The organism is Paenibacillus sp. 01T424 (genome assembly GCF_056398745.1).
The window spans coordinates 140,462-161,761 of sequence record NZ_JBFTPZ010000009.1 but is presented as its reverse complement, the minus strand read 5'-3'; the positions used below and the strand labels follow the sequence as shown (position 1 = coordinate 161,761).

The window sequence follows — 21,300 nt, the reverse complement described above, 5'->3', positions numbered from 1 at the left end:
CCCATTCATTTCGTTTTTACTATACACAATTAAGATAATAAAAAGAAAGCCCTATCATTTCCACTGCTAATATATTAATTAATTAGATTAATAATCCATTGTTCACTGTAATCAGATATAATGATCATAAGCTTATGGCATATCAGAGTATCTACTTGCTAATCATCTTAGAGAGGGGAATTCCGATGACCGTTGATTTCCTAGTACGCAATAACGTAAATCTTTTAGGCAAAGGTGAACAAACGATTGTATTTGCTCATGGATTCGGCTGCGATCAAGATATGTGGCGCTACATCGTCCCGAGCTTTAAAGATGATTACCGCATCATCTTGTTTGATTATGTAGGTTCTGGAGAATCACAAATCGATTATTATGAACCCGAAAAATATAGTAGTTTACATGGTTATGCGCAAGATGTCATTGAAATTATGGATACGCTGCATGTAAAGGATGCTATATTTGTTGGCCACTCCGTTAGCAGTATGATTGGGATGCTTGCATCCATTCACAATACGGAATATTTTAAACACATCATTATGCTTGGTCCTTCTCCGCGTTATGTAAACGACCTTCCTGATTATTATGGAGGTTTCCATAGGCATGAAATCGATGAATTGCTTCATATGATGCAAATGAATTTTATTGGCTGGGCGAGCTACCTTGCGCCAATCGTCATGCAAAACCCAGATCGCAAAGAATTAACTAGCGAATTGGAAAAATGCTTTTGCTCTAGAGATCCCCATATTGCAAGGCAATTTGCTGAGGTAACTTTTTTATCCGATTGTCGCGCTGATCTCATTCATGCAACCGTCCCTACCCTCATTCTTCAATGTTCTGACGACAGCATTGCTCCTATTGAGGTTGGCGACTATTTGCATGCTCATCTTAAAAACAGTACTCTTCAGCATATGCTAGCAAAAGGCCATTACCCGCACTTAAGTCATCCCGAAGAGACGACGCAATTGATCAAACAATATCTATCCAACAACTAGAACTTGAAGAGAGGCAGTCGTTACATGGATACCCAGTTAAATTATGCCCCCTGTGGATTTTTCACTATTTCAAGTACAGGGGTAATTCTAGAGGTCAATCAAACGCTGTTAAACATGCTTGGTTTTGACCGACAGGAACTGCTGAACCAACATCTTGAAACCACTATGTCTCTTACGAACAAACTGTTTTTTCATACCTATTTTTATCCGTATATCCAGCTGTATGGGCATGTGAATGAAATGTACTTCTCGTTTAAAACGAGAGACCAGCTTGATGTGCCTGTACTGCTAAACGGTATTCGTCACGAACGAGATGGCGAAATTGTCATTGATTGTGTCGTTGTGGAAATGCGCAAACGCATTGAACATGAGAACGATATCCTGCAAACCAAAACAAAGCTGGAGGAGCTTTATCGGGCAACCAATGAAGCGAACAAAAAGCTTGAACTTCTACATGAAGAATATGAAAGCAAACAATCGCAATTGCTAATTTTGAACCACCAGTTGGAAAAGCTAGCCTCAACCGATCCTTTAACAGGGCTCAAAAACCGAAGGTTTTTTCAAGAGAGCTTGCTCGCGTATATCGCATTATTTCAACAAACTGAGCTGCCATTTTCCCTTTTAATTATCGATATTGATCGTTTTAAAAGCATTAACGATACCTATGGGCATCCGGTCGGTGATTTGGTTCTTACAGAGCTGGCACAATTACTCGTATCCGCGTCAAGAGAAGACGACATTGTGGCTCGATTTGGAGGAGAGGAATTCGTCATTATTATTCCTAATACCAACCAGGAGAATGCCATATTAGCGGCCGAAAGGTATCGCAGCAAGACTGAAACAGCTCATTGGGGAGAATATCATGTGACGGTTAGTATTGGCGCAGCAACGATTACGCAGGAGGATACCGATCAATCCTTGCTTCAAAAAGCTGATCAAGCGCTCTACAACTCCAAAAAAAGCGGGAGAAACCGGGTCACACACTACTCCAATTTGGAGGAGGGCTAATCGCTTGTTCCCCATTTTGAAAACAAGAAATAGACCGAGAACCACATTTTCGAATGGTTTCGGTCTATTTTGATATCTAATTATCATATATTTCGATTCAGATAATAATAAATAAGTTCATCTCTTAATTCTGCTTCCTTCTCAAAATGCAGCCTATTCAGCAGTTGAATGGATTTTTCATTTTGCTGTTCCACGGTGGCTTCGATTATCGATAAACCCATCTGCTCAAATCCAAATGCTATTACAGGGAGCAGCGCTTCTTGCATTAGCCCCATTCCCCAGTATTCCTTAGCTAAATCAAATCCTATCTCTGCTTTAGGCTGCTCTCCTTGAATCCAGCAATGGAAACCGCAAGTTCCAACGAGTCTATGATCCTTTTTACTGAAAATCCCCCATCGGCAGCCCTTATCATCGATGTGATATTGAATAATCTCTTTGGCCTCGTTTAAATCTTTACATGGGTTTATATCCATAAATCTGGTCACATTTTCATCCGAAAAATGTTTAAAAACTGCATAAGAATCATCTAAAGTCAAAATAGAAAGCCTCAAACGTTCTGTCTCTAGTTCAGGAAATACAAAATCATAAGCAGTCAATTCACAACACCTCCACTCAGCTAACCCTTTTACAAAAAGTGATCATACTCAATTCGCATTCTATATAAATTCAAAATTCGAACTTGTTCCTCACTTAATTGTTCATGATTCCAATACATATGCATCAAGTTGTATTCAAACAGCTGTTTCAATTTCAAAAAAAGAGGCAATGTGTCAACCATCTCCGGAGATAGCTCGTGCTCTTCTCTATACCCATCAAGGAGAGCTGCCGTAATGGACTGTCGATAGTCCTTTATGTTCCCTCCGCCTGAGAATGAGAATTCCATAGCAGAATAGATGGGCACAGCTAAATCAAAAATATTAAAATGTTTTTCACAATCTTGGAAATCAATCATCGTAATTTCAGAGCCGTCCACTAAGATGTTTTCTAGCCATAAATCACCGTGGATCAGTCCGTAGTTTGAATTATTTTTAGGTAAACCCTTAATCTTTGTTAAAAGATGATCCGCCATTTCTCGTATCGCTGTTTCTTCCTTCGGGATATATGTGAGAAAATCATATTCCTTATTTTCATACCAATCCTTAAGATGTGCCGTAGACTCACGATAGGATTGGGTTACACGATGCATCTTACCTATTTGTTTTCCAACCTTTTTAAGTACGGATGTGTTCCACTCCGCCCGTGGCAAATGAATGCCCGCCGCAGCTTTATATACAACGGCCAGCTTTTCTTCATCCAGCATGATCTTTTCAATATATTGATGATTAGAGGAGCGGACAGCTTCAGAAGCGCCAACGCCTTGATGGCATAAAAAATTCGTCCAGCTCACTTCTTCTGACTGCTCTTGATAGGTTTTATAGTTCGTTATTCGAACAAAAAAGGTGCCCTGCTCTGCAAGACAACGATAGATTTCATTGGTTACCGTCTCCACCTTATAACAACCAATAGAATAAGCTTCCTTAAGAAATTTCAATATTTGTTCTTCCATATTTGTATCCGCCTCGTTATAGATAGTTATCTAAACCACTTCTTTAGTTTACCATTTATAAACTTCGGGCTCCGATAAAATACAATTATACTTGTTCTTGGCATGGCCGAAATACTCTTATTGCAGCTATTTTCTATAATCTATAGTGCGTGAGCGGCTAGAAGCAGGCGATACGCAGGTGACCGCGCTTGTACGCCAAGCAGGTCAATATTTTGGCTACGCTTTAACTAACCTGCTTCATCTGTATAATCCAGATGTCATCGTGGTTGGCGGCAATACTCCGACATATAAGGGCTATATGGAAGCTGCCAAGGCTGCTCTTGAAGAACATGCGCTGCCTGAATTGTTGAAGTGCTGCAACCTAACAGAACCTAAGATTCATAACCGGGTCATCGCATTTGGCGCTAGAGAGTGGATAAGGAAGCTTACACAATAACCATATTTGCATAGCTTTATTTATTCATAAAGAACAGAAAAGCCGGACACCATTCGATTGAATGGTATCAGGATTTCTTGTAACTGCTCCTTATGTTGCTTCCCGCAAAAAAGAGCACCAGCAAGGTGCTCTTCTTATTCAATACACTTTTATAATGTCGAGGCGGCCTGGCCAACTAACGACGTCAGTTGATCATAATCAACTGTATTCCCTTGTTTAAGCTTAATGGTTTTCCGTTCAGGAGGACCGTCAAACAATGGCTCTGGAAACGATAGCTCACTTGCATTGAAGATCGTAAAGCTCACCGCATCCTTCGAAGTGGAAATAACGGCAGCGTATTTTCCATTTTTCAAAAAATGAGGTTTCTTATACTGTATGCGCTCCTGAACGTCTGGGATAGCTCCATGAACAAGCTTGCGCAGCTCAGAACTCAGCTCCACTTGCCAAGGCTCTTTTATCGCTGCGATAAAATCCGTTACTTCTTGATTCATATGATATTTCTCCTTTGTAATTGAAATTCTACCTGACTCTATCATTACGTCGAACGAGGATTAACAAAATCGACAGCATCATTAAAAAAAACTCAACTATTATTTAGCATGCCAATTTGGTCTCTCAAATCCGCTTCCAGTGCCATCATTCTTGAGCCTTGCAGCAAATTCGTATCATCAAGAAGCAAGCGGAGCTCAATTTCACCCTCACCGCCGTAGGCTGGGTTTGGCATACGCAGCGCAAATGCAATGGCTTCTTCCTCCGATTTCACATCAATCAGCGTAAATCCCGCAATTATTCCTTTTGCCTCCGCAAAAGGACCGACTACAACATTTGGCTTTTCTCCGTATTCGGAATACGTGATCCGCAGTCCGCTCGAGCTGGGCTGCAGACCTTCAGCAGCTAAGAGCACACCAGCCTCAGCAAGAGATTCATTGAACGAAGCCATCTCATCCATAAGCTGTCGATCGGGCTTTACACCAGCTTCAGATTGCTTGGTTGCTTTAACAATCAACATATATCGCATGTATATTTCCTCCCTATCKGTTGAGAACGGGGTGATTTCAAACCATCCTCTACTTCAGCAACGAATGGGGAGCTTCATAATCGACATGATCGTTATGTTTCATGACATTCATTTTCTTTATCCGCTTCTAAAGACAAGCACTCGGTAGCACGATTCAGCAGAAGCTCGCGCTCGCGAGCGTTACGTGTCAACGAAGCAGCACGCTCAAACTCTGTGCGCGCCTCATCCATACGGCCCAATTTAACCAGAAGATCACCACGGACGCTCGGCAGCAAATGATAGTCTTTTAACGATGCTGCGGACGTGAGCTCATCAACAATTTGAAGGCCGAACGCAGGACCGAAAGCCATTGCAATCGCTACCGCCCGATTTAATTCTACGATAGGAGACGGCATGACGCGCGACAAAGCTTCATATAAAGCGGCAATACGCGCCCAATCGGTCTCCGATGCCATCCGAGCTTTAGCATGGCACGCCGTAATCGCAGCTTGAAGCGCGTAAGGACCAAGCGGACGGCCGAGCTTTTGAGCTCGCTCAAGAGCGGTTAAGCCTCGGCGGATGAGCAGCTGATCCCATAAACCGCGGTTTTGATCCATCAGAAGAATCGGTTCACCCGCAGCATTTACCCGTGTTTTGAAGCGTGACGATTGGATTTCCATTAAAGCAACCAAACCATGCACTTCAGGCTCGGCGGGTGCAATTTCCGCAAGGATACGCCCTAGCCTTAGCGCTTCCTGACAGAGCAGCGGTCGAAACCAGCTGCCGCCGGAAGTCGCCGTATACCCCTCATTAAACATTAAATAGATTACTTCGAGTACAGTAGAGAGTCGTTCCTTGAGCTCATCGCCTACAGGAACCTCGAAACCAACTCGCAAGCTGCTTAATGTACGTTTCGCTCGAACAATCCGCTGTGCAATAGTCGACTCTGCTACAAGATAAGCATGTGCGATTTCATCCGTGGTAAGTCCTCCGAGCAAGCGCAGCGTCAAAGCTACTCTAGCCTCCTGAGATAGAGCAGGATGACATGTTGTGAAGATCAAGCGCAGGAGATCATCTCCGACCTCTCCGTCCATCGCAATATGAATATCTTCCTCGGTATATAAGACGGTTCCTCGTCCAAACTCTTCATATTTCTGGTCGCGCAGCTTGCTCCTCCTAATCATATCAATCGCACGGCGTTTCGCTGCAGTCATAAGCCATGCTCCTGGATTATCCGGAATTCCGCTTTCCGGCCACTTCTCTAGTGCAATAATAAGCGCATCCTGTGCAAGGTCTTCCGCAAGGCCGACGTCGCGAACCATCCGTGCCAACCCGGCTATAAGTTTGGCTGATTCAATACGCCAGATGGCATCAATTGTACGATGGACTGCAGACTGGCTCACGATTTTTTAGGCCTCTCCATCTGTTCACGAAGCGCGGCTTCCATAGCCAGCGTTTCCGGGTTTTGTGTCAAATCCATCGCATCAAGCACCTGCCGCAGCTCAATTTCACCCTCGCCATTACCATGGGGATCTGGCATCCTCATCGCCCATTCAATGGCTTCTTCCCTAGAATTAACTTCAATAAGCGTATACCCCGCTATGATTTCTTTGGCCTCAGTGAATGGACCGTCTATTACTTTCGGTTTTTCACCGGGATTTGGATAAGAAATGCGTATGCCGTTCGAGCTTGCTTGGAGCCCGTCCGCTGCGAGCAGCACGCCAGCCTTAGCCAATTCTTCATTGTAACGAAGCATCGCTTCGAGAAGCTCCTGACTTGGCATAACTCCTGCCTCGGAATCTTTAGTTCCTTTGACGATCATCATAAATCGCATATGTATTCCCTCCTGGTTTTATAATAGAGTCTCTATTATTGTTTTTACTCAGCTAATTATTTCGTCCTTATTTAAACGACGAATACCATTGTTCAAATTCGACTTAGCGAGTTAAAATGATGTCTATTAATTGCTCATGTTGTCCCGCTCCAGTTCATATCCGTTATTTATTCTTCATCTTTAAATAAAACTCCTTTATGGAGCAAGCACAGTGTATACATCATGAAGCAAAATAAAAACCTCTATGTCCGCCGCCTTCTGCAAAAGAGAAGAAGCGAGGCAAATAGAGGTTCTCGTATTCGTAAGTAATTTTATGCTTTTAACAATTAATCACATCAACAGTTTAAGTGGAAGCTTTGCTTTCCATCTCCCTTATATTAATGCCTTTATTTCACGCAGCATCTCACCTGCAAATGCCGCTAAAAGCTCACGATCAAACGTTTGTTTCCCTTTAACTCCGGCGTACTCGTCTAGGCACTTTCCAATCAAGTCCCGATACTCTTTTGGAAGAGCTTTGATGCCCCATTCTCCTCCTTCTTTTTTGGACGATATATTTCCTTCTCTCAGGTAGAACAGCACTCTACACAGGTTCAAGGTAATATACATCGGTTGATCCATAATGTCTTCCGAAGCCCCTTTAATATCATGATAAATGGACGCTAGAAAATACGTTTTATCGATAGGCTCATATAGCTCCTTAAGCGGCTTGCCATATAAGGTAATTCCGCGATAATAAGCGACAACCAGCTGCGATGCAAAATCATGATCCTCGTACCCGCCGCAAACATAGTTTTCGTCTGAGCGATATCTCTCCTTGTGGAAGTCAGAATAATGCATTTCACAGGGCGTAGGATAGACGAAGGAACTCAGGTGCGATTCCAAAACCATACTAAACTCCATACCTTTAGCATTTGGCATTTCATCATCCAGCGCCAACACTAACCTAGCCATCCTCTTTTTGCTTTCCTCGGTCAGACTCTCTTTGATCGCAACGATAAAATCGATATCGCTTCTATGGGGATGAAAGCATCCCATAGCCAATGAACCGTGTAAATAAATGCCCGACAAATTGTCGCCGAGCTCCCCTTTAAACAAAGAAACGATTTTATCCAAGTACAGCTGCATGCTTTTGCCTCCCCCAACTCATCTGTCCGCATTATTAAATCTAAACACCATTTTATGACCGTCAAATGTCATGCCAACTGCTTCTTCAAAATGGTTCTTTGTGTAGCTTGATACTGTTTTTCTCCAAAATTTTTGCCCTGTTATATTTTGCTCCATCGGGTTTGTAAAGAGCTCCCACTGGCCTTTGAACATCTCAAATACTTGTGTCGCGGCCTTTTGTGCAACACCTTTCCCTCTGAATGGCTGCAATAGAAAGAAATCGTTCACAAAATAATCGACCCCTTTTGCACAATGAGGAGGTGCAGCAATAAGCATAAAGCCCGCAGGAATGTCATCGACCCTTATTAGGAAAGGGTACAAACAGTCAGGCTTTTCCCACCAAATATTCTGAACATCATATTGTTCCGTTAATGTTCTACAATCGTTACTATCCTCGAAAATTCCATGACTGTTCGGCATATGCCCGTAATGTCCAGATAGATCGTGCAAATAAAGAGGATATACATTTTTTATGATATAAGATTCGTCTTGAGCAGCCAGTTTCACTTCTATTTTCATCATCTATCCCACTCTCAATCTTTAATTTCAAAAGAAGCTATATTTCAAACTTATACCAGTATGCGGCTGCAAGCAAGGTACAGTTTGATTGTAACTAATCTACACGTTTTTTCGGTGCAGCCTCCTCTAAAAACAAAAAACGGTTCAGCAAAGACTAAAATCGTCCTCACTGAACCGGAACAAATTAAATTTAGAGCTGTACGGTTGCTTTCGTTTCACTTGCTTTAATAATAGCATCTAAAATCTCTTGATTGCGGTAGCCATCCATAAATCCGGCAATGCCATCCGGAACGCTTCCCTCAAGCAATGCCGTAAAATCAGCATACTGCGTCACTTTACAACTTGCAGGAACTTCGACAACCACTCTCGCAAGTTGACCAGGAGCCTCCTCACGAATCCAAATCAACTCATTCGGATTTAGCGTTGACGCATGAAGYGTGCCTAAATCTCCATATATGGATACTTCGTGCTGATTGCCCGATCCAATCGCATTGCGAGTCGTTTGGAAGACGCCCATAATACCACCCTCCATACGAGCCTGGAAGCTTGCAAAGTCATCCACCTCGATGGTAACCATGTTGCCGCTCGCTGGATCTTGCCGCTGCGGAATAATGGTATGCAGCTGTGCCGACAGCTCTTCGAATTCCCCAATGAGAAACCGTGCCATATCGATCATATGCGAGCCCAAATCGCCAAGCGTCCCCGTGCCGGTAATGTCTTTGTTAAAACGCCAGATATAAGGGACATTATTGGGCGCTGCGCCCCATCCCTGCAAATATTGGACACTAAAGCTGCGAACCGTTCCGATTTCACCCTCGCGCACAAGCTGCCGTACGTAACGGAATGCAGGTGTATAGCGGTAGGTGAACGCCATCATTGCTGGAATCGGCTGCTGTTCATACAACTCAAGCAGTGACTCGGCTTCCTCAAACATGCGGGTAAAAGGCTTCTCCGCCATAAATGGCTTTCGTGCTTGCAGGCAAGCCCGGATAATGTCCGCATGGACGTTGTTCGGCGTAACGGACACTACGGCATCCACATCCGTATCCTCAATTAGATGGTTATAGTCCAAGTAACGCTTGCCCTCAGCAACATCAAGCTGGTCACCCACCTTGGCTAACGCTTCTTCATACACATCGCTTACCGCAATAATGTCAAAGCGGCCTTCCGCTTTCATCCACCGAATATGCTCCTGAGCCATTCCGCCCAAACCAATCAAGCCGATACGGAATTTTCTCATATTTCGGTTACCTCTCTCGAGTAAGGCTTGGATTTAATAGGCTCCAGCGGAGCTGCATTGCCATAGACAGGCTCAGCCGTTTGACTTGGCACTGCCCATCGCACGCCGTTCTCGATTACCTTCTGGATTTCTTTATTGTAATAGGTCGGATAGGTCTCATGCCCCGGACGGAAGTAAAAGACTTTCCCTTGTCCGCGGTGGTAAGTAACGCCGCTGCGGAACACTTCGCCGCCTTCAAACCAAGAAACAAACACCAGCTGGTCTGGAGTCGGAATATTAAAATGCTCACCGTACATCTCTTCCTGCTGCAGCTCGATGTATTCGCCAAGCCCAGAAGCAATTGGATGAGCCGGGTCAATGACCCAAATCCGTTCCTTTTCATCCGCCTCGCGCCATTTCAGTTGTCCTGTCGGTGTGCCAAGCAGCTTGCTGAAAATTTTCGAAGCGTGCCCTGAATGCAGAACGATAAGCCCCATTCCTTTCAGCACCCGCTGGTACACCTTGTCGACGATACTGTCCTCGACCTCATGATGCGCCAAATGCCCCCACCAAATTAATACATCCGTCTGATTTAATACCTGCTCCGTTAGTCCATGCTCCGGCTCATCGAGCGTAGCTGTTCCGACTTCAAAGCCTGCTTTCGTCAGGAAGTCTGCAATTGCGCCATGAATGCCGTTCGGATAAATGCCACCTACAACCGGATTGTTTTTCTCATGACGATTTTCATTCCATACCGTTACTCTCACCATTACGTACGAGCTCCTTTACAACAGTTACTTAACACTTGTGTAGCGTTTGTAGGCATCACTGCGAATCTCAACCAAACGTTCTAGTCCCATGCCGTTCAGCTGTTTAATATACGCGTCCCACTCTTGATCGATGTTTCCTTTTATAATCCATTTTGCACGGTTCGTTTTGACGTAGCTGTCAATATCCGTAGTAAGCGTTGGAAGCTCTTTGAATTCTTCTACGTTGTACATAACATTCGGGAATGGCGTCGTTACATATTCACTTACGAGCTTGTCGATTGCCAGCTTCAGCCCGTCGCCTGTCGTTTCATCCAAAACGATATTTTTCTCAAAGCTTGGGCTTACATATTTTGGACCAAAATCACGGACCGATTGATCCCAGTACCAAGCATCCGCGCTTGTGCCTTCTGGAGGATTCATCAGCGCATAGCTGCCATCGCCTTTTTTATCAATAACGGTACCGATTGCGCCCCAGAAATTTTGAATGCTTGCTTCATTTGTGTAGAACTGATCCGCCCAGCGCGCAGCGACTTCCGGATTTTCACTGAATGTCGTAATCAGCATTTCATTGCGTCTTAAGCTTAATCCAACAGGATCGCCGGTTTGATAACGTTTGCCATCTGGACCAGCAATGGACGGAATAGCTGCATATTCATCCTTCCACTTTCCGAAGACAGCATCCGGTATCCATTGATTCGAGAAGCCGATCATAGCTGCATCTGGATTTTGCTGTTTAGCAGAAGACATGGTATTGTCCTGGGTGAACAGCTCCTGATCGATCAACCCTTCTGAATACAATTTATGCGTCCATTTCAGCGCTTCTTTATATTCGTTCGAAGTCGGATAGAAAACGGGCTCGCCGTCCTTGAGCATCATGCTGTTACCGTTCAAATCTGTTATGCCAAATGGGTTTAGAAAATCCATGCTAATATCTACCGAGCCGCTAAAAGGAATTTCATCCGCTTTCCCGTTTTGGTTCGGGTCTTTTTCTTTGAATGCTTTGAACACATTGTACAGATCTTCAATGTTATTAGGAACTTCAAGGCCGAGACGATCGAGCCACGCTTTATTGATTACAGGCTGCATCGTCGAGAGAGGACGTGATGGCAGCCTAGCAGGCAAAGAATAAATTTTGCCGTCTGGGAATGTGCTGATTTGCTTCAGCTCTGGCGTTTCGTCCATTGCCGCTTTCAAGTTCGGCATATATTTGTCGATATAGTCATCGAGCGGGCGGAAATAGCTTAAGTTGTTGACGATATCGGAATCCGAGAAGGCGTTGTCTCCAAAAATAATATCAGGAAGCTTGCCGCTCGCCAGCATGATCGATTTTTGCTCGGCCCAATCATTGGAGGACATGACCTGCCAGTTTATTTTAACGTTCGTTGCTTTTTCAAGGTCCTGCAGCCATTTATTATTTTTGAATGTATCCCCCATATTGCCCCAGCGCACAGTCAACACATCCAGTGTGATTGGCGCCGTTACGATCGGCAGCCCTTCTGAGCTAAATTCGGAGCCTGCTTGGGCAGGTTCCTTCTCCGTTTTGCCAGAAGCGCAGCCTATAAGACTGATTAACATGCTTAAGCTTAGAACTAGTGCAATGAACAATTTTTTCTTCATTTGAAGTTCCCCCTAGTACTTATTGTGAATGGCAAATGGCTAAATTACTTCACAGCTCCAATCATCACCCCCTGATTGAAATACTTTTGAACGAATGGATACATACACATGATTGGAAGCGTCGAGACGATAATAACGGAATAGCGCATTAGGTTCGCTAGTCGCAGGGCAATAAGCGCCGCTTCGCCTGTTCCCATGCTTGACTGCATTTGGTTCGTAATTAATATGTTCCTAAGCACAAGCTGCAAGGGATACAAATCCTGATCCTTTAAGTAAATGAGTGCATTAAAATAGGAATTCCAGTAGCCAACCGCCGTCCATAAAGCCAAAACAGACAAAATGGCTTTTGACAGCGGCAGCACGATTTGCACATAATACTTCAGGTTGCCGCAGCCATCAAGCTGCGCGGCTTCCCACAAATCGCCAGGTATGCTCGACTGGAAAAACGTACGCGCCACAATGATATTAAACACGGCAACAGAGAATGGCAGTACCATAACTAGAAAAGTGTCATACAAATGAAAGTCGCGGATCGTCAAAAATGTAGGAATGAGACCGCCATTAAAAAACATCGTGAATATAAAAAATATATTGATGCTCTTGCGGCCTACAAGATCTTTTCTGGAAAGTGCATAAGCTGCCGAAACATTGATCGCCAAGCTAATGATCGTCCCTATTACGGTATACAGGAGCGTATTTCGGTAGCCGATCCATATGTTTGAATGATTCAATAATTCCTTATAGCCATCGAGCGTAAAGCCTTTTGGCAAAACCCACATTTGACCGTTAGCGACGGCGGCAGGATCACTGAATGATGCGATGACGATAAAATAAATCGGATAAACGATTAGGATCAGCATCACAATCGCAAACAAATATAACAACCATTCCATGGCGTCGAAGGAACGCCTTTTTTGTTTATGCAAAGCCGGTTGTGCTGCGGTTTCCATTGTGCTCATCCGTATCCTTCCTTTCTGTTACCACAGGCTGTTTTCGCTGTATTTTTTGGCTGCCTGATTAACTAGAATCAGTAATATAAAGCTAATGATCGTATTAAACAGATTGATCGCCGAGGAGAAGCTGTACTGGCTGCTCAGCATCCCGATTTTATATACATAGGTAGCAATAACCTCGCTGGAGGAAATGTTCAAATTATTTTGCATCAAATAAACCTTTTCAAATCCGACACCTAGCAGTCCGCCAATTCGAAGGATCAGCAATGTGATGGCCGTTGGGAGCAGCATCGGAATATCAATGAAACGTATTCTTTGCCAGCGGCTTGCCCCATCCACCTTCGCTGCTTCATAAAGGCTTGGATCAACAGCGGATAACGCCGCAATGAAGATAATGCTGTCCCAGCCAGCGTGCTGCCAAACATCCGTCCATACATAAACGCTGGTAAACCATTCCGCTGAGCCCATCAAGTTAGGAGCCTCAGCACCAAACAAGCGAAAGATATTGCCCATTAGCCCGGTGCTCGGTGAGGATAAAATGAGGATCAGACCCACCATTACAACGGTAGAAATAAAATGCGGCATATAGGTTACCGTCTGAAATACTTGCTTAAACCGGTTCACTCGCATTTGATTGATCATCAGCGCGAGCATAATCGGTATTGGAAAAGTAGCTATGCTATAGAAGCTAATAATCAACGTGTTTTTAATTGTGCTTGAAAATTGATAGGAATTGAAAAACTTCTCAAAGTACTTGAACCCTGCCCAAGGACTGTCCATAATTCCGAGAGCGGGACTGTAATCTTTAAAAGCAATCAGCACCCCATACATCGGCTTATAAGAAAAAAGCAGAAGCAGCACAACTGCTGGCAGCAGCAAAACATACAAGCCCCAATTCTTTCTTATCCGGCCAATCGTTTGCTGCATATTCATGTTTAATTGGCTGGTCTTCAATGAAATTCCCCCATCCTTCATTCGTCTGCGTCCATGTTGTTTCGTCACACTCTCTCTTGCCTCTTTATTATAGAGGCTGCTTTGAGAACAATTCGGACTATTCTAAATGGCTATTCGGACTTTTCATCCCATTCATCTAATGGTTTGGCAGCAGAATGCTAAAAATAAAAAAAAGACTGACACTATCCAGACTTTCTTGCGTTTTTTTCGGACTTTCATGTGAAAACGGGCTAGACCCGCCTCTCATTCTACTGCGTTTGCATTATAATTGGTTTTACTAGCAGACAGAAAGCCCGAAAAGAGAGGAAGCTAATGAGACCTATGACAAAACGCAAACCCGGCAAATCCTATCCGATTAGGCACTACGTAAAAGTGATGCTCTTGATTTTAGTCTCTGTATTAGTACTGGATTGCATTATTAGTATCGTCGCTATTTCCATGGTCAAGCAGCAAACGACACGGTATTTGCAAAACACCGCGAATATGTACATTAATCAAATCAATCTTGATTTCTCCAATATTAATCAATACATGGGCTGGACGCTCGCAAACGATGAAAACGTAAAAAAGATGAAGCAATTTCGCTCCACCGATAACGAATTTATTAAAGCAAATACAGAACTGTACAGGCGTTTCTCCGAGCTCCAAAAAAATTACGAGAAAAAGTATAATTTCTTCATCTATTTAGAAGATCAAAAATACTTTTTAAATTCCTCACCAACCAATGTGTTGTACCCCGATTATTTATCGTTAAAAAAACAAATCGCATCCTATGTACAAGATAAAAATTCGCTTGAAACCTATTATTCCAACTGGTCGCTTATCCAGCTGAATGCGAAATATTTTATCATTAATATCGTGCCATTTCATGAAAGCTACCTGATTTGTCTCATTTCGGCTGATGAACTGATTGGTCCGCTTCAGCAAATGGATCTTGGCGGCAACGGGTTTGTATCCTTAATAGATCATACCGGCAATGTCATCAATAATCTGTCGAGGGATAAGGGCACTGAGGTCCGTAACAACGAGCAAAAGAAAACGCTGCTAGGCATGATCCAGACCACAACAACCGTCAGCAAACCATTTGCAAACGCAACCTTTGGCGTGAAAATGTTCATCAAGTTTGGCGCGTTTGAGAAAATTATGATTGCCCAGCTGCTCATTATGCTCCTTGCTGCTATTGTTGCTTGTGCCCTATGCGGCATCATGGTATATTTCAATATCCTGATTTTAAGACCGCTCAAAAACTTTTCATTCAGCCTGACGCAGTTTAATGAAGACAGCAAACCGCTCGATCTCAAGATGAACAAAATCGTTGAGCTGGAATATGCCAATAAACTGTTCAAAAACCTGCTGGAGCAAATTCGAATTTTCAAAATCGATATTTATGAGCATGAAATTGAAAAACAAAAGATTCAGCTCGATTATATGAAATTACAGATCAAGCCTCACTTTTTTTTGAACTGCTTAACCAACATTCACAGCATGGCTCAAATGCAAATGTTCGAGGAAATTCAAAGCATGGCCATTTCAACGTCCAACTATTTTCGTTATATTTTTCAAAATGGGGAAGATTTCGTGAAGCTGGACGATGAGATTGATCATGTTCGCATTTATTTGGAAATTCAAAAACATCGTTACAGAGATGCCTTCTCCTATCATATTCATCAAGGCCAAGACACGGGCAAGATGAGAATTCCGCCGCTTGTGCTTCAGACCTTCATCGAAAATTCAGTGAAATATGCTGTTTCGCGTGTACAGGAGGTTCAAATTAGGCTGGATGTTGATGTGGAAAGGGAATCCGAGGAAGAGGTTGCTGTTATTCGTATATCCGATACCGGCCCTGGTTTTGACACGGATATATTGGAAAGGCTTGAAAGTGGACAGCCGCTTGATCAAGCAGACGGGAATCACATCGGCATCATGAACACAGTACAACGTTTGGAGTACTTATATCACCGCAAGGCTAAAATTCATTTTTCCAATATTGATGCTGGAGGGGCTTGCGTGACGATATACCTTCCTCATCCTACGCAGGATACACCGTGAAAGGAGTAACAACAAATGAATGTACTGCTTGTAGATGACGACTATTTTGTTGTGACCGCACTAGAGAAAAAGGTCGATTGGCAGGCATTATCGATTGATCATGTCTATACTGCTTTTAATATCGCCCACGCGCAGGAGCTGCTCAAGCAGCATCCGATTCACATTTTACTTTGCGACATCGAAATGCCGCAGGGCAGCGGGCTTGAGCTGCTTGCTTGGATTCGTGAAGAGAAATACAATATTCAGACCATATTTCTGACCAATTATGCTGATTTCAACTACGCGCAAAAAGCGATTGAGCTGCAGAGCTTTGATTATTTTCTAAAACCAATTGAATTTGACAAGCTGACGCTAATTATTCAGAAAGCCATCTTCAAAGCTAACGAACAGCAGGGCGTCGCCAAGGCGGTTCAAGAAGGCTACTACTGGCAAAAAAATCAAAAAAACGTACAGGAGCATTTTTGGCGTAAGCTTGTGACGGGGAAAACAACCTATTCTACCCCCTCCAACATTTCCTATTTGATTGCAGAGCAGAATCTCCCTTACGCTTTATCAGACTTGGTACTGCCTGTCCTTATTCATGTATTTCCTCACGAGGAAAGCCTAGAAAAAAAAGACAAGGATCTATTTGATTTTGCGCTTATGAATGTGCTGCATGAGCTGTTCCAGAATAAACGTTTTACAGTCGAATCGATATTGGAGTTCAAGGAGTCCAATTGGATGGCGATACTGAAATGGAAGGACATTCCCGACAGCGGAATCATTGAAAACATTTGCGCTACCTTCATTCAAAGAGCAAGTACATTTCTCAAATGTGATGCAAGCTGCAATATAGCAAGCACCGGAAAACTGGAGGCCATCCATCACGTCATGAAGGATTTGCTTAGCATGAATGAGAAGATCATTAAATATCGAAATCAAACCTTTTTGCTGGAGCATTTCAATCAGCAAGAAACTTCTTATATACCGCCTAACTTAATGCTTTTGGAGCAGCTGCTGGAGCAAAATAATCCAAGCTCCTTCCTTGCGGAAACGAGCTCATATTTGCACAATATCACCCAAAAGCAAATGCTGAATGCTTCTGTGCTGAGTTTGTTTCGGCTGGATATCGTTCAGCTTGTTTATGCGTATCTCAAGAGCAAAGAAATTCAAGCACATAAAATGTATACGGGAAGAACCAATGACCAAATGTTTATGCAATCGTTGAACTCCATAGAGGATATGGAGAACTATCTTCAATATCTGGTGAATACGGCGACAGAGTACCGAAATTTCACGGAGCAGCCCAAGTCCGTCGTAGAAGAAATCAAGCAGCATATTCACAGCCATTGCGGAGATGAGCTGACCAGAACGAGCCTGGCGGAAACCGTCTATCTTAATCCTGATTATTTGGCTCGATTGTTTAAGAAAGAAACGGGCATTTCATTAGGGAATTATATTATTCAAGTGCGCATCAAGGCCGCCAAGCATTTGCTCGAAACCACACAGTTATCGGTTAATACAATCGCCAGCAAAACCGGATACACGAACTACTCTTATTTTACCAAGCTGTTCAAGCAGGAGATCGGCTGTACGCCTAATGAGTTTAGGAAAATGCAAAATGGTCTCAAACAGTGACACTGACGATTATTTTATAAAATCCTTCCATATTTGAATCATAACTTGAGGTCCTATTTCTTGAGGATAAAGTAATAAACAAATAAATGAAGTTAGGATTATAGTCGTTAACCATATATAGAATTTTATTTTTTTACTCAATTCAGCTTTTATTGTTACGGTTAGTACTGTTATGATAATGCCACTATTAATCAAAAAAATCATTGGGACTGCGATTATTCTTCCTAGTCCTGTAAACGGGTATAGTTTGATCAGTATATTTACTAATAATATAGAGGGGATCAAGCCTGCAATACAAAGTAAGATTCTTAAGCTGAATTTTTTCAATCTTCATTTCTCCATTCTTGAATCGAAACTCATCTTCGTGCAAAGACACGATAAGGAATAGTTTAGGAAAATGCAAAATGAAAATAGATCTAGAAAATAGACTTAAGCTTGCTCAGCACCCTTAAAAAAGCAATTTATGATCGTTTCAACAAAAAAAAATCTAAAATCTAGATCTATTTTCGCTAAATGAGTCTTACTCGCAAAAATAGATCTAGATAATAGATTTAAGTCTGATCATCTTATTCCGTTTACGTAATGTAGGGGCTGTTAATTGAAAGAAAATCCATCTTTGAGTCTACTGACTAATGATTTTCTATTTTCCTTTATCCCCCATACGAGCCCTAAAATGATTGGTGGATAGTAGATTGGATTCATCCAGCTATATGTACCATCTAATAATAAATCACCTAATAAAATCTCATCTTTCTCGTCAACCTTTAGTGACCAATTTCCACTATAAGCATGTTTCCCCTTGTTGCTTTTTATATATTTGATTGCTCTATTGAAATCGAACGTCTCAACTAAAGACCTGWCCACGTCTTCGCACATCGATGAATACTTTTCCTCTTTTTGCTTCCACGAGAAGCTTGAATCCCATACCTCAATAAGCTGGAATCCAAAGAACTGTTCCTCAATTATTTTTTTAAGTTTATCCGATACATAGATCTCGTCGAGTATATGATCACCTTCATGTAACCTCACCCTAAAAATGTCATGGCCTTCCACTACTTCTTGACGGAAAGCAAATTGTTCATACCCTATTAATCTGCCTGATCCATCTATTCTTTTTTCTAGCGACTGGTCTGGGTCAACACAATCTAAAGCGGTAAGTACATTTAGGACATAAAGCTCAGAATCTGAAATGAGGGGTAAAAACTCCACATTAATATTCGGTATTTGTAAGATTAAATCTTTGGCTCTGGCGCTAACGATGAGTGAGCCTCCAGTTCTATACATAAAATCAGAAGGTTTATTCCTATCCTCAATGGAAACACGCAGTGCCGTCCAATTACTTGCAACTGATTTGCACTCTTTAAATAGCTTCCTCATATTTGCGTAGTCATCGTAATTCTCATAACTTGCCGAGTTAAATGCCGGATGATAATCAAGCCACCATACTTTCATAACGTACACTTCCTCATTATAATTTGCACGCACGAACCCTCATCAGCTCAAACCATCCAATGGGAGCTTTATATGAGCTTTATATCATTAAAGTGGCCGATATACTCACGTTAAGAAAACCTGAATTTTCTCAAGCAGCCTACTCCATTCGATAGGCTTAGTATCAAAATCATCGCATCCCGCTTCAAAGGCCTTCTCACGATCACTTGCCATCGCATGGGCGGTCAAGGCGATAATTGGAATATGATTGGTCCCCTCAACTGCCTTCAGTTCCCTTGTAGCATCCCAGCCGTCAATGACGGGCAAGCTCATATCCATCAAGATGAGATTAGGCGACTCCGACTTTGCCATCTCTATCCCTTGCAGGCCATCGGATGCCATGACCACTTGATAACCTTTGCGAATCAAGCGGCGCGACAACATATCCCGGTTCATCTCGTTGTCTTCAACCAACAAAATTTTATACATGTTCTCCCCCCTCTGCAAGCGAGAGTGCAATCAAATGGCGTACTTCATGCAAGAGAGCCTTGCGATCCAGATGCCCCTTTTGCACGATGTTCTCTACACAGCCATTAAGCCTCCGTCGATCTTCTTCCGTTATACTTTTCGCTGTCACAACGACAACCGGGATCGCTCGCCATTCTTCGTGCTCACGCATCGCCGCAACAAACTCAAAGCCATCCATTTCCGGCATCATAAGATCTAATAATATTAAATGAGGCGCTTCCTCTTGCATGCGCTGCAGTGCGTGATGCCCATTGCCGGCCCTTGTCACGCGGTAGCCTTCCCGCTTCAGCAGCTTTGTCATCATGTCACTTGTTACCGCATCGTCTTCGATGACCAGCACAGAATGCGACTGGCGCTCAGGTATATACTTATCTAATGTAGAGATCAATCGCTCCCGATAAATCGGCTTGGTTAGAAATTCCGACGCGCCAAGCGCATAAGCCAAATGCTGCTCGTCCATCATGGAAATCATCACAACAGGAATGTGCGCAAGCTCAGAATCATTCTTGAGTGCTGCCAGTACGTTCCAACCGTCCATTCCCGGCATGAGCACATCAAGCGCAATGACTGCCGGCTTCAGCGTCTTCGCTAAGCGGACACCCTCTTGCCCGGATGGGGCGAGCTGTACGTTCCACTCCTCATTCCCCAAATAATACTGCATTAGCCGAAGCATCGCTGGATCATCGTCGATGACGAGAATCGTTCTAGCCCCTTCCATGGGAAAGCTTTCATCACTATGTATTAAGGCACTTAGTTGTTCAGAATCTGCATTCTCCAGCAGGGGAAGCCAGATAGTGAACGTAGTGCCTTCGCCTACTATGCTGCTTGCGCTGATGTTGCCTCCCATCATATAGCATAGACTTTGGCTAATCGCGAGCCCCAAGCCGGTACCGCCATATTTTTTCGTTGTCGACGAATCCGCTTGTTTAAACGCTTGGAAAATTTGGTCCATCTGCTCCGCAGTCATCCCGATGCCAGTATCTTGTACCCGGAATACAATGCCAGGCAGTCCCGCCTCACTCTCAAATTCCACTTGCAGCGTTACTGTTCCATCCTTCGTGAACTTGCTTGCGTTGCTGAGCAAATTAAATAGAATTTGACGGAGCTTTGTTATGTCGGTTTTGATCGAGCCCTCCGTGCATTCTACCTTGATCTGGTTCTTATTCACTTCCATTAGCGGATGCACAGTCGTTACAATGTCATGAATAATGCTCGGAATATCACATTGCTCCAAGTATAATTCCATTTTACCTGCTTCGATTTTGGACAAGTCGAGTATATCGTTTATGAGTGTGAGCAAATGCCTGCCGGCATTATTAATCTTGTGAAGATCTTCGGCCAGAGCAGGTTCGCCCATCTCCTCCATGTCTTCCTTCAGCATTTCGCTATAACCGATAATCGCGTTCAGAGGAGTCCGCAATTCATGGCTCATGCTCGCAAGAAATTGGCTTTTGATCTGACTGGCTTCCACTGCTTCATCGCGAGCTTTCGACAACTCAAGCGTCCGTTCTTTCACAAGCTCCTCCAGCTGATCATTTAATTGCCTCAGCTCTTGGTTAACATAATAGATCTCACGAGTTTTTTCCTCGGCAATCTTCTCGGCTGCTTGGCGAGCCTTCTTCTCCCGCTCAAGCTGCCTGCGGACTACATCTATATCATTCATGGC

21 protein-coding genes are annotated in these 21,300 nt (G+C 43.3%); 5 read left to right on the top strand and 16 right to left on the bottom strand.

The window, feature by feature from the left end; genetic code table 11:
- The first annotated feature begins 185 nt into the window (after nucleotides 1-185).
- Together AC1DPK_RS10315 and AC1DPK_RS10310 are read left to right on the top strand one after the other, a co-directional pair.
- Entirely contained in the window at nucleotides 186-992 is an 807-nt protein-coding gene (locus AC1DPK_RS10315) for an alpha/beta fold hydrolase (RefSeq protein WP_477510221.1), read from the top strand.
- Between the two features lie 24 nt (nucleotides 993-1,016).
- Nucleotides 1,017-2,000, top strand: a complete 984-nt coding sequence (locus AC1DPK_RS10310) for a sensor domain-containing diguanylate cyclase (protein WP_477510220.1) — start codon at nucleotides 1,017-1,019, stop codon at nucleotides 1,998-2,000.
- A gap of 83 nt (nucleotides 2,001-2,083) precedes the next feature.
- On the opposite strand, the gene AC1DPK_RS10305 is transcribed toward AC1DPK_RS10310, so the two are convergent.
- A complete protein-coding gene (locus tag AC1DPK_RS10305; protein WP_477510219.1) occupies nucleotides 2,084-2,596 on the bottom strand; it encodes a GNAT family N-acetyltransferase in 513 nt (170 codons plus the stop codon).
- Nucleotides 2,597-2,625: 29 nt separating this feature from the next.
- Nucleotides 2,626-3,546, bottom strand: a complete 921-nt coding sequence (locus tag AC1DPK_RS10300) for a phosphotransferase enzyme family protein (RefSeq protein WP_477510218.1) — start codon at nucleotides 3,544-3,546, stop codon at nucleotides 2,626-2,628.
- Between the two features lie 145 nt (nucleotides 3,547-3,691).
- Between AC1DPK_RS10300 and AC1DPK_RS10295 the strand changes: the two genes are divergently transcribed.
- Nucleotides 3,692-3,982, top strand: a complete 291-nt coding sequence (locus AC1DPK_RS10295) for an ROK family protein (protein WP_477510217.1) — start codon at nucleotides 3,692-3,694, stop codon at nucleotides 3,980-3,982.
- A 149-nt stretch (nucleotides 3,983-4,131) separates the two neighbouring features.
- Here the strand turns inward: AC1DPK_RS10295 and AC1DPK_RS10290 are convergent, their stop codons facing one another.
- From AC1DPK_RS10290 to AC1DPK_RS10240, 11 genes are all read right to left on the bottom strand, one after another.
- Entirely contained in the window at nucleotides 4,132-4,473 is a 342-nt protein-coding gene (locus AC1DPK_RS10290; RefSeq protein WP_076268722.1) for a DUF1801 domain-containing protein, read from the bottom strand.
- 92 nt (nucleotides 4,474-4,565) lie between these two features.
- Complete coding sequence (locus AC1DPK_RS10285; RefSeq protein ID WP_477510216.1) at nucleotides 4,566-5,000, bottom strand: YciI family protein; 435 nt, start codon at nucleotides 4,998-5,000, stop codon at nucleotides 4,566-4,568.
- A gap of 92 nt (nucleotides 5,001-5,092) precedes the next feature.
- Entirely contained in the window at nucleotides 5,093-6,382 is a 1,290-nt protein-coding gene (locus AC1DPK_RS10280; protein WP_477510215.1) for an RNA polymerase sigma factor, read from the bottom strand.
- Complete coding sequence (locus AC1DPK_RS10275; protein WP_441878767.1) at nucleotides 6,379-6,813, bottom strand: YciI family protein; 435 nt, start codon at nucleotides 6,811-6,813, stop codon at nucleotides 6,379-6,381. The genes AC1DPK_RS10280 and AC1DPK_RS10275 overlap by 4 nt, the downstream gene beginning before the upstream one ends.
- 372 nt (nucleotides 6,814-7,185) lie before the next feature.
- Nucleotides 7,186-7,938 carry an aminoglycoside adenylyltransferase domain-containing protein gene (locus tag AC1DPK_RS10270; RefSeq protein ID WP_477510214.1) on the bottom strand — a complete coding sequence of 251 codons (753 nt, stop codon included), beginning with the start codon at nucleotides 7,936-7,938 and terminating at the stop codon, nucleotides 7,186-7,188.
- An 18-nt stretch (nucleotides 7,939-7,956) separates the two neighbouring features.
- Nucleotides 7,957-8,499, bottom strand: coding sequence for a GNAT family N-acetyltransferase (locus AC1DPK_RS10265; RefSeq protein WP_477510213.1), 543 nt, complete (start codon nucleotides 8,497-8,499; stop codon nucleotides 7,957-7,959).
- A 187-nt stretch (nucleotides 8,500-8,686) separates the two neighbouring features.
- Entirely contained in the window at nucleotides 8,687-9,736 is a 1,050-nt protein-coding gene (locus AC1DPK_RS10260) for a Gfo/Idh/MocA family protein (protein ID WP_477510212.1), read from the bottom strand.
- On the bottom strand, nucleotides 9,733-10,485 hold the full coding sequence (locus AC1DPK_RS10255; RefSeq protein ID WP_441878773.1) for a ThuA domain-containing protein: 753 nt from the start codon (nucleotides 10,483-10,485) through the stop codon (nucleotides 9,733-9,735). The genes AC1DPK_RS10260 and AC1DPK_RS10255 overlap by 4 nt, the downstream gene beginning before the upstream one ends.
- Nucleotides 10,486-10,509: 24 nt before the next feature.
- The gene (locus AC1DPK_RS10250; RefSeq protein WP_477510211.1) at nucleotides 10,510-12,102 is read right to left on the bottom strand and encodes an extracellular solute-binding protein; all 1,593 of its coding nucleotides are present in this window, start codon (nucleotides 12,100-12,102) and stop codon (nucleotides 10,510-10,512) included.
- Nucleotides 12,103-12,146: 44 nt separating this feature from the next.
- The gene (locus AC1DPK_RS10245; RefSeq protein WP_430056181.1) at nucleotides 12,147-13,052 is read right to left on the bottom strand and encodes a carbohydrate ABC transporter permease; all 906 of its coding nucleotides are present in this window, start codon (nucleotides 13,050-13,052) and stop codon (nucleotides 12,147-12,149) included.
- A gap of 27 nt (nucleotides 13,053-13,079) precedes the next feature.
- Entirely contained in the window at nucleotides 13,080-13,988 is a 909-nt protein-coding gene (locus tag AC1DPK_RS10240; protein ID WP_076268873.1) for an ABC transporter permease, read from the bottom strand.
- Between the two features lie 342 nt (nucleotides 13,989-14,330).
- On the opposite strand from AC1DPK_RS10240, the gene AC1DPK_RS10235 reads away from it, so the two are divergent.
- Both AC1DPK_RS10235 and AC1DPK_RS10230 read left to right on the top strand, forming a co-directional pair.
- Nucleotides 14,331-16,058: a sensor histidine kinase gene (locus AC1DPK_RS10235; protein WP_477510210.1), complete on the top strand. Its 1,728-nt coding sequence runs from the start codon at nucleotides 14,331-14,333 to the stop codon at nucleotides 16,056-16,058.
- 15 nt (nucleotides 16,059-16,073) lie between these two features.
- Entirely contained in the window at nucleotides 16,074-17,675 is a 1,602-nt protein-coding gene (locus tag AC1DPK_RS10230; protein ID WP_477510209.1) for a response regulator transcription factor, read from the top strand.
- Between the two features lie 594 nt (nucleotides 17,676-18,269).
- Here the strand turns inward: AC1DPK_RS10230 and AC1DPK_RS10225 are convergent.
- From AC1DPK_RS10225 to AC1DPK_RS10215, 3 genes are all read right to left on the bottom strand, one after another.
- On the bottom strand, nucleotides 18,270-19,127 hold the full coding sequence (locus tag AC1DPK_RS10225; protein ID WP_477510208.1) for an imm11 family protein: 858 nt from the start codon (nucleotides 19,125-19,127) through the stop codon (nucleotides 18,270-18,272).
- A 105-nt stretch (nucleotides 19,128-19,232) separates the two neighbouring features.
- A complete protein-coding gene (locus AC1DPK_RS10220) occupies nucleotides 19,233-19,595 on the bottom strand; it encodes a response regulator (RefSeq protein WP_441878783.1) in 363 nt (120 codons plus the stop codon).
- Nucleotides 19,588-21,297 carry a response regulator gene (locus AC1DPK_RS10215; RefSeq protein WP_477510207.1) on the bottom strand — a complete coding sequence of 570 codons (1,710 nt, stop codon included), beginning with the start codon at nucleotides 21,295-21,297 and terminating at the stop codon, nucleotides 19,588-19,590. Before AC1DPK_RS10215 ends, AC1DPK_RS10220 begins: the two co-directional genes overlap by 8 nt.
- Nucleotides 21,298-21,300: the final 3 nt, after the last annotated feature.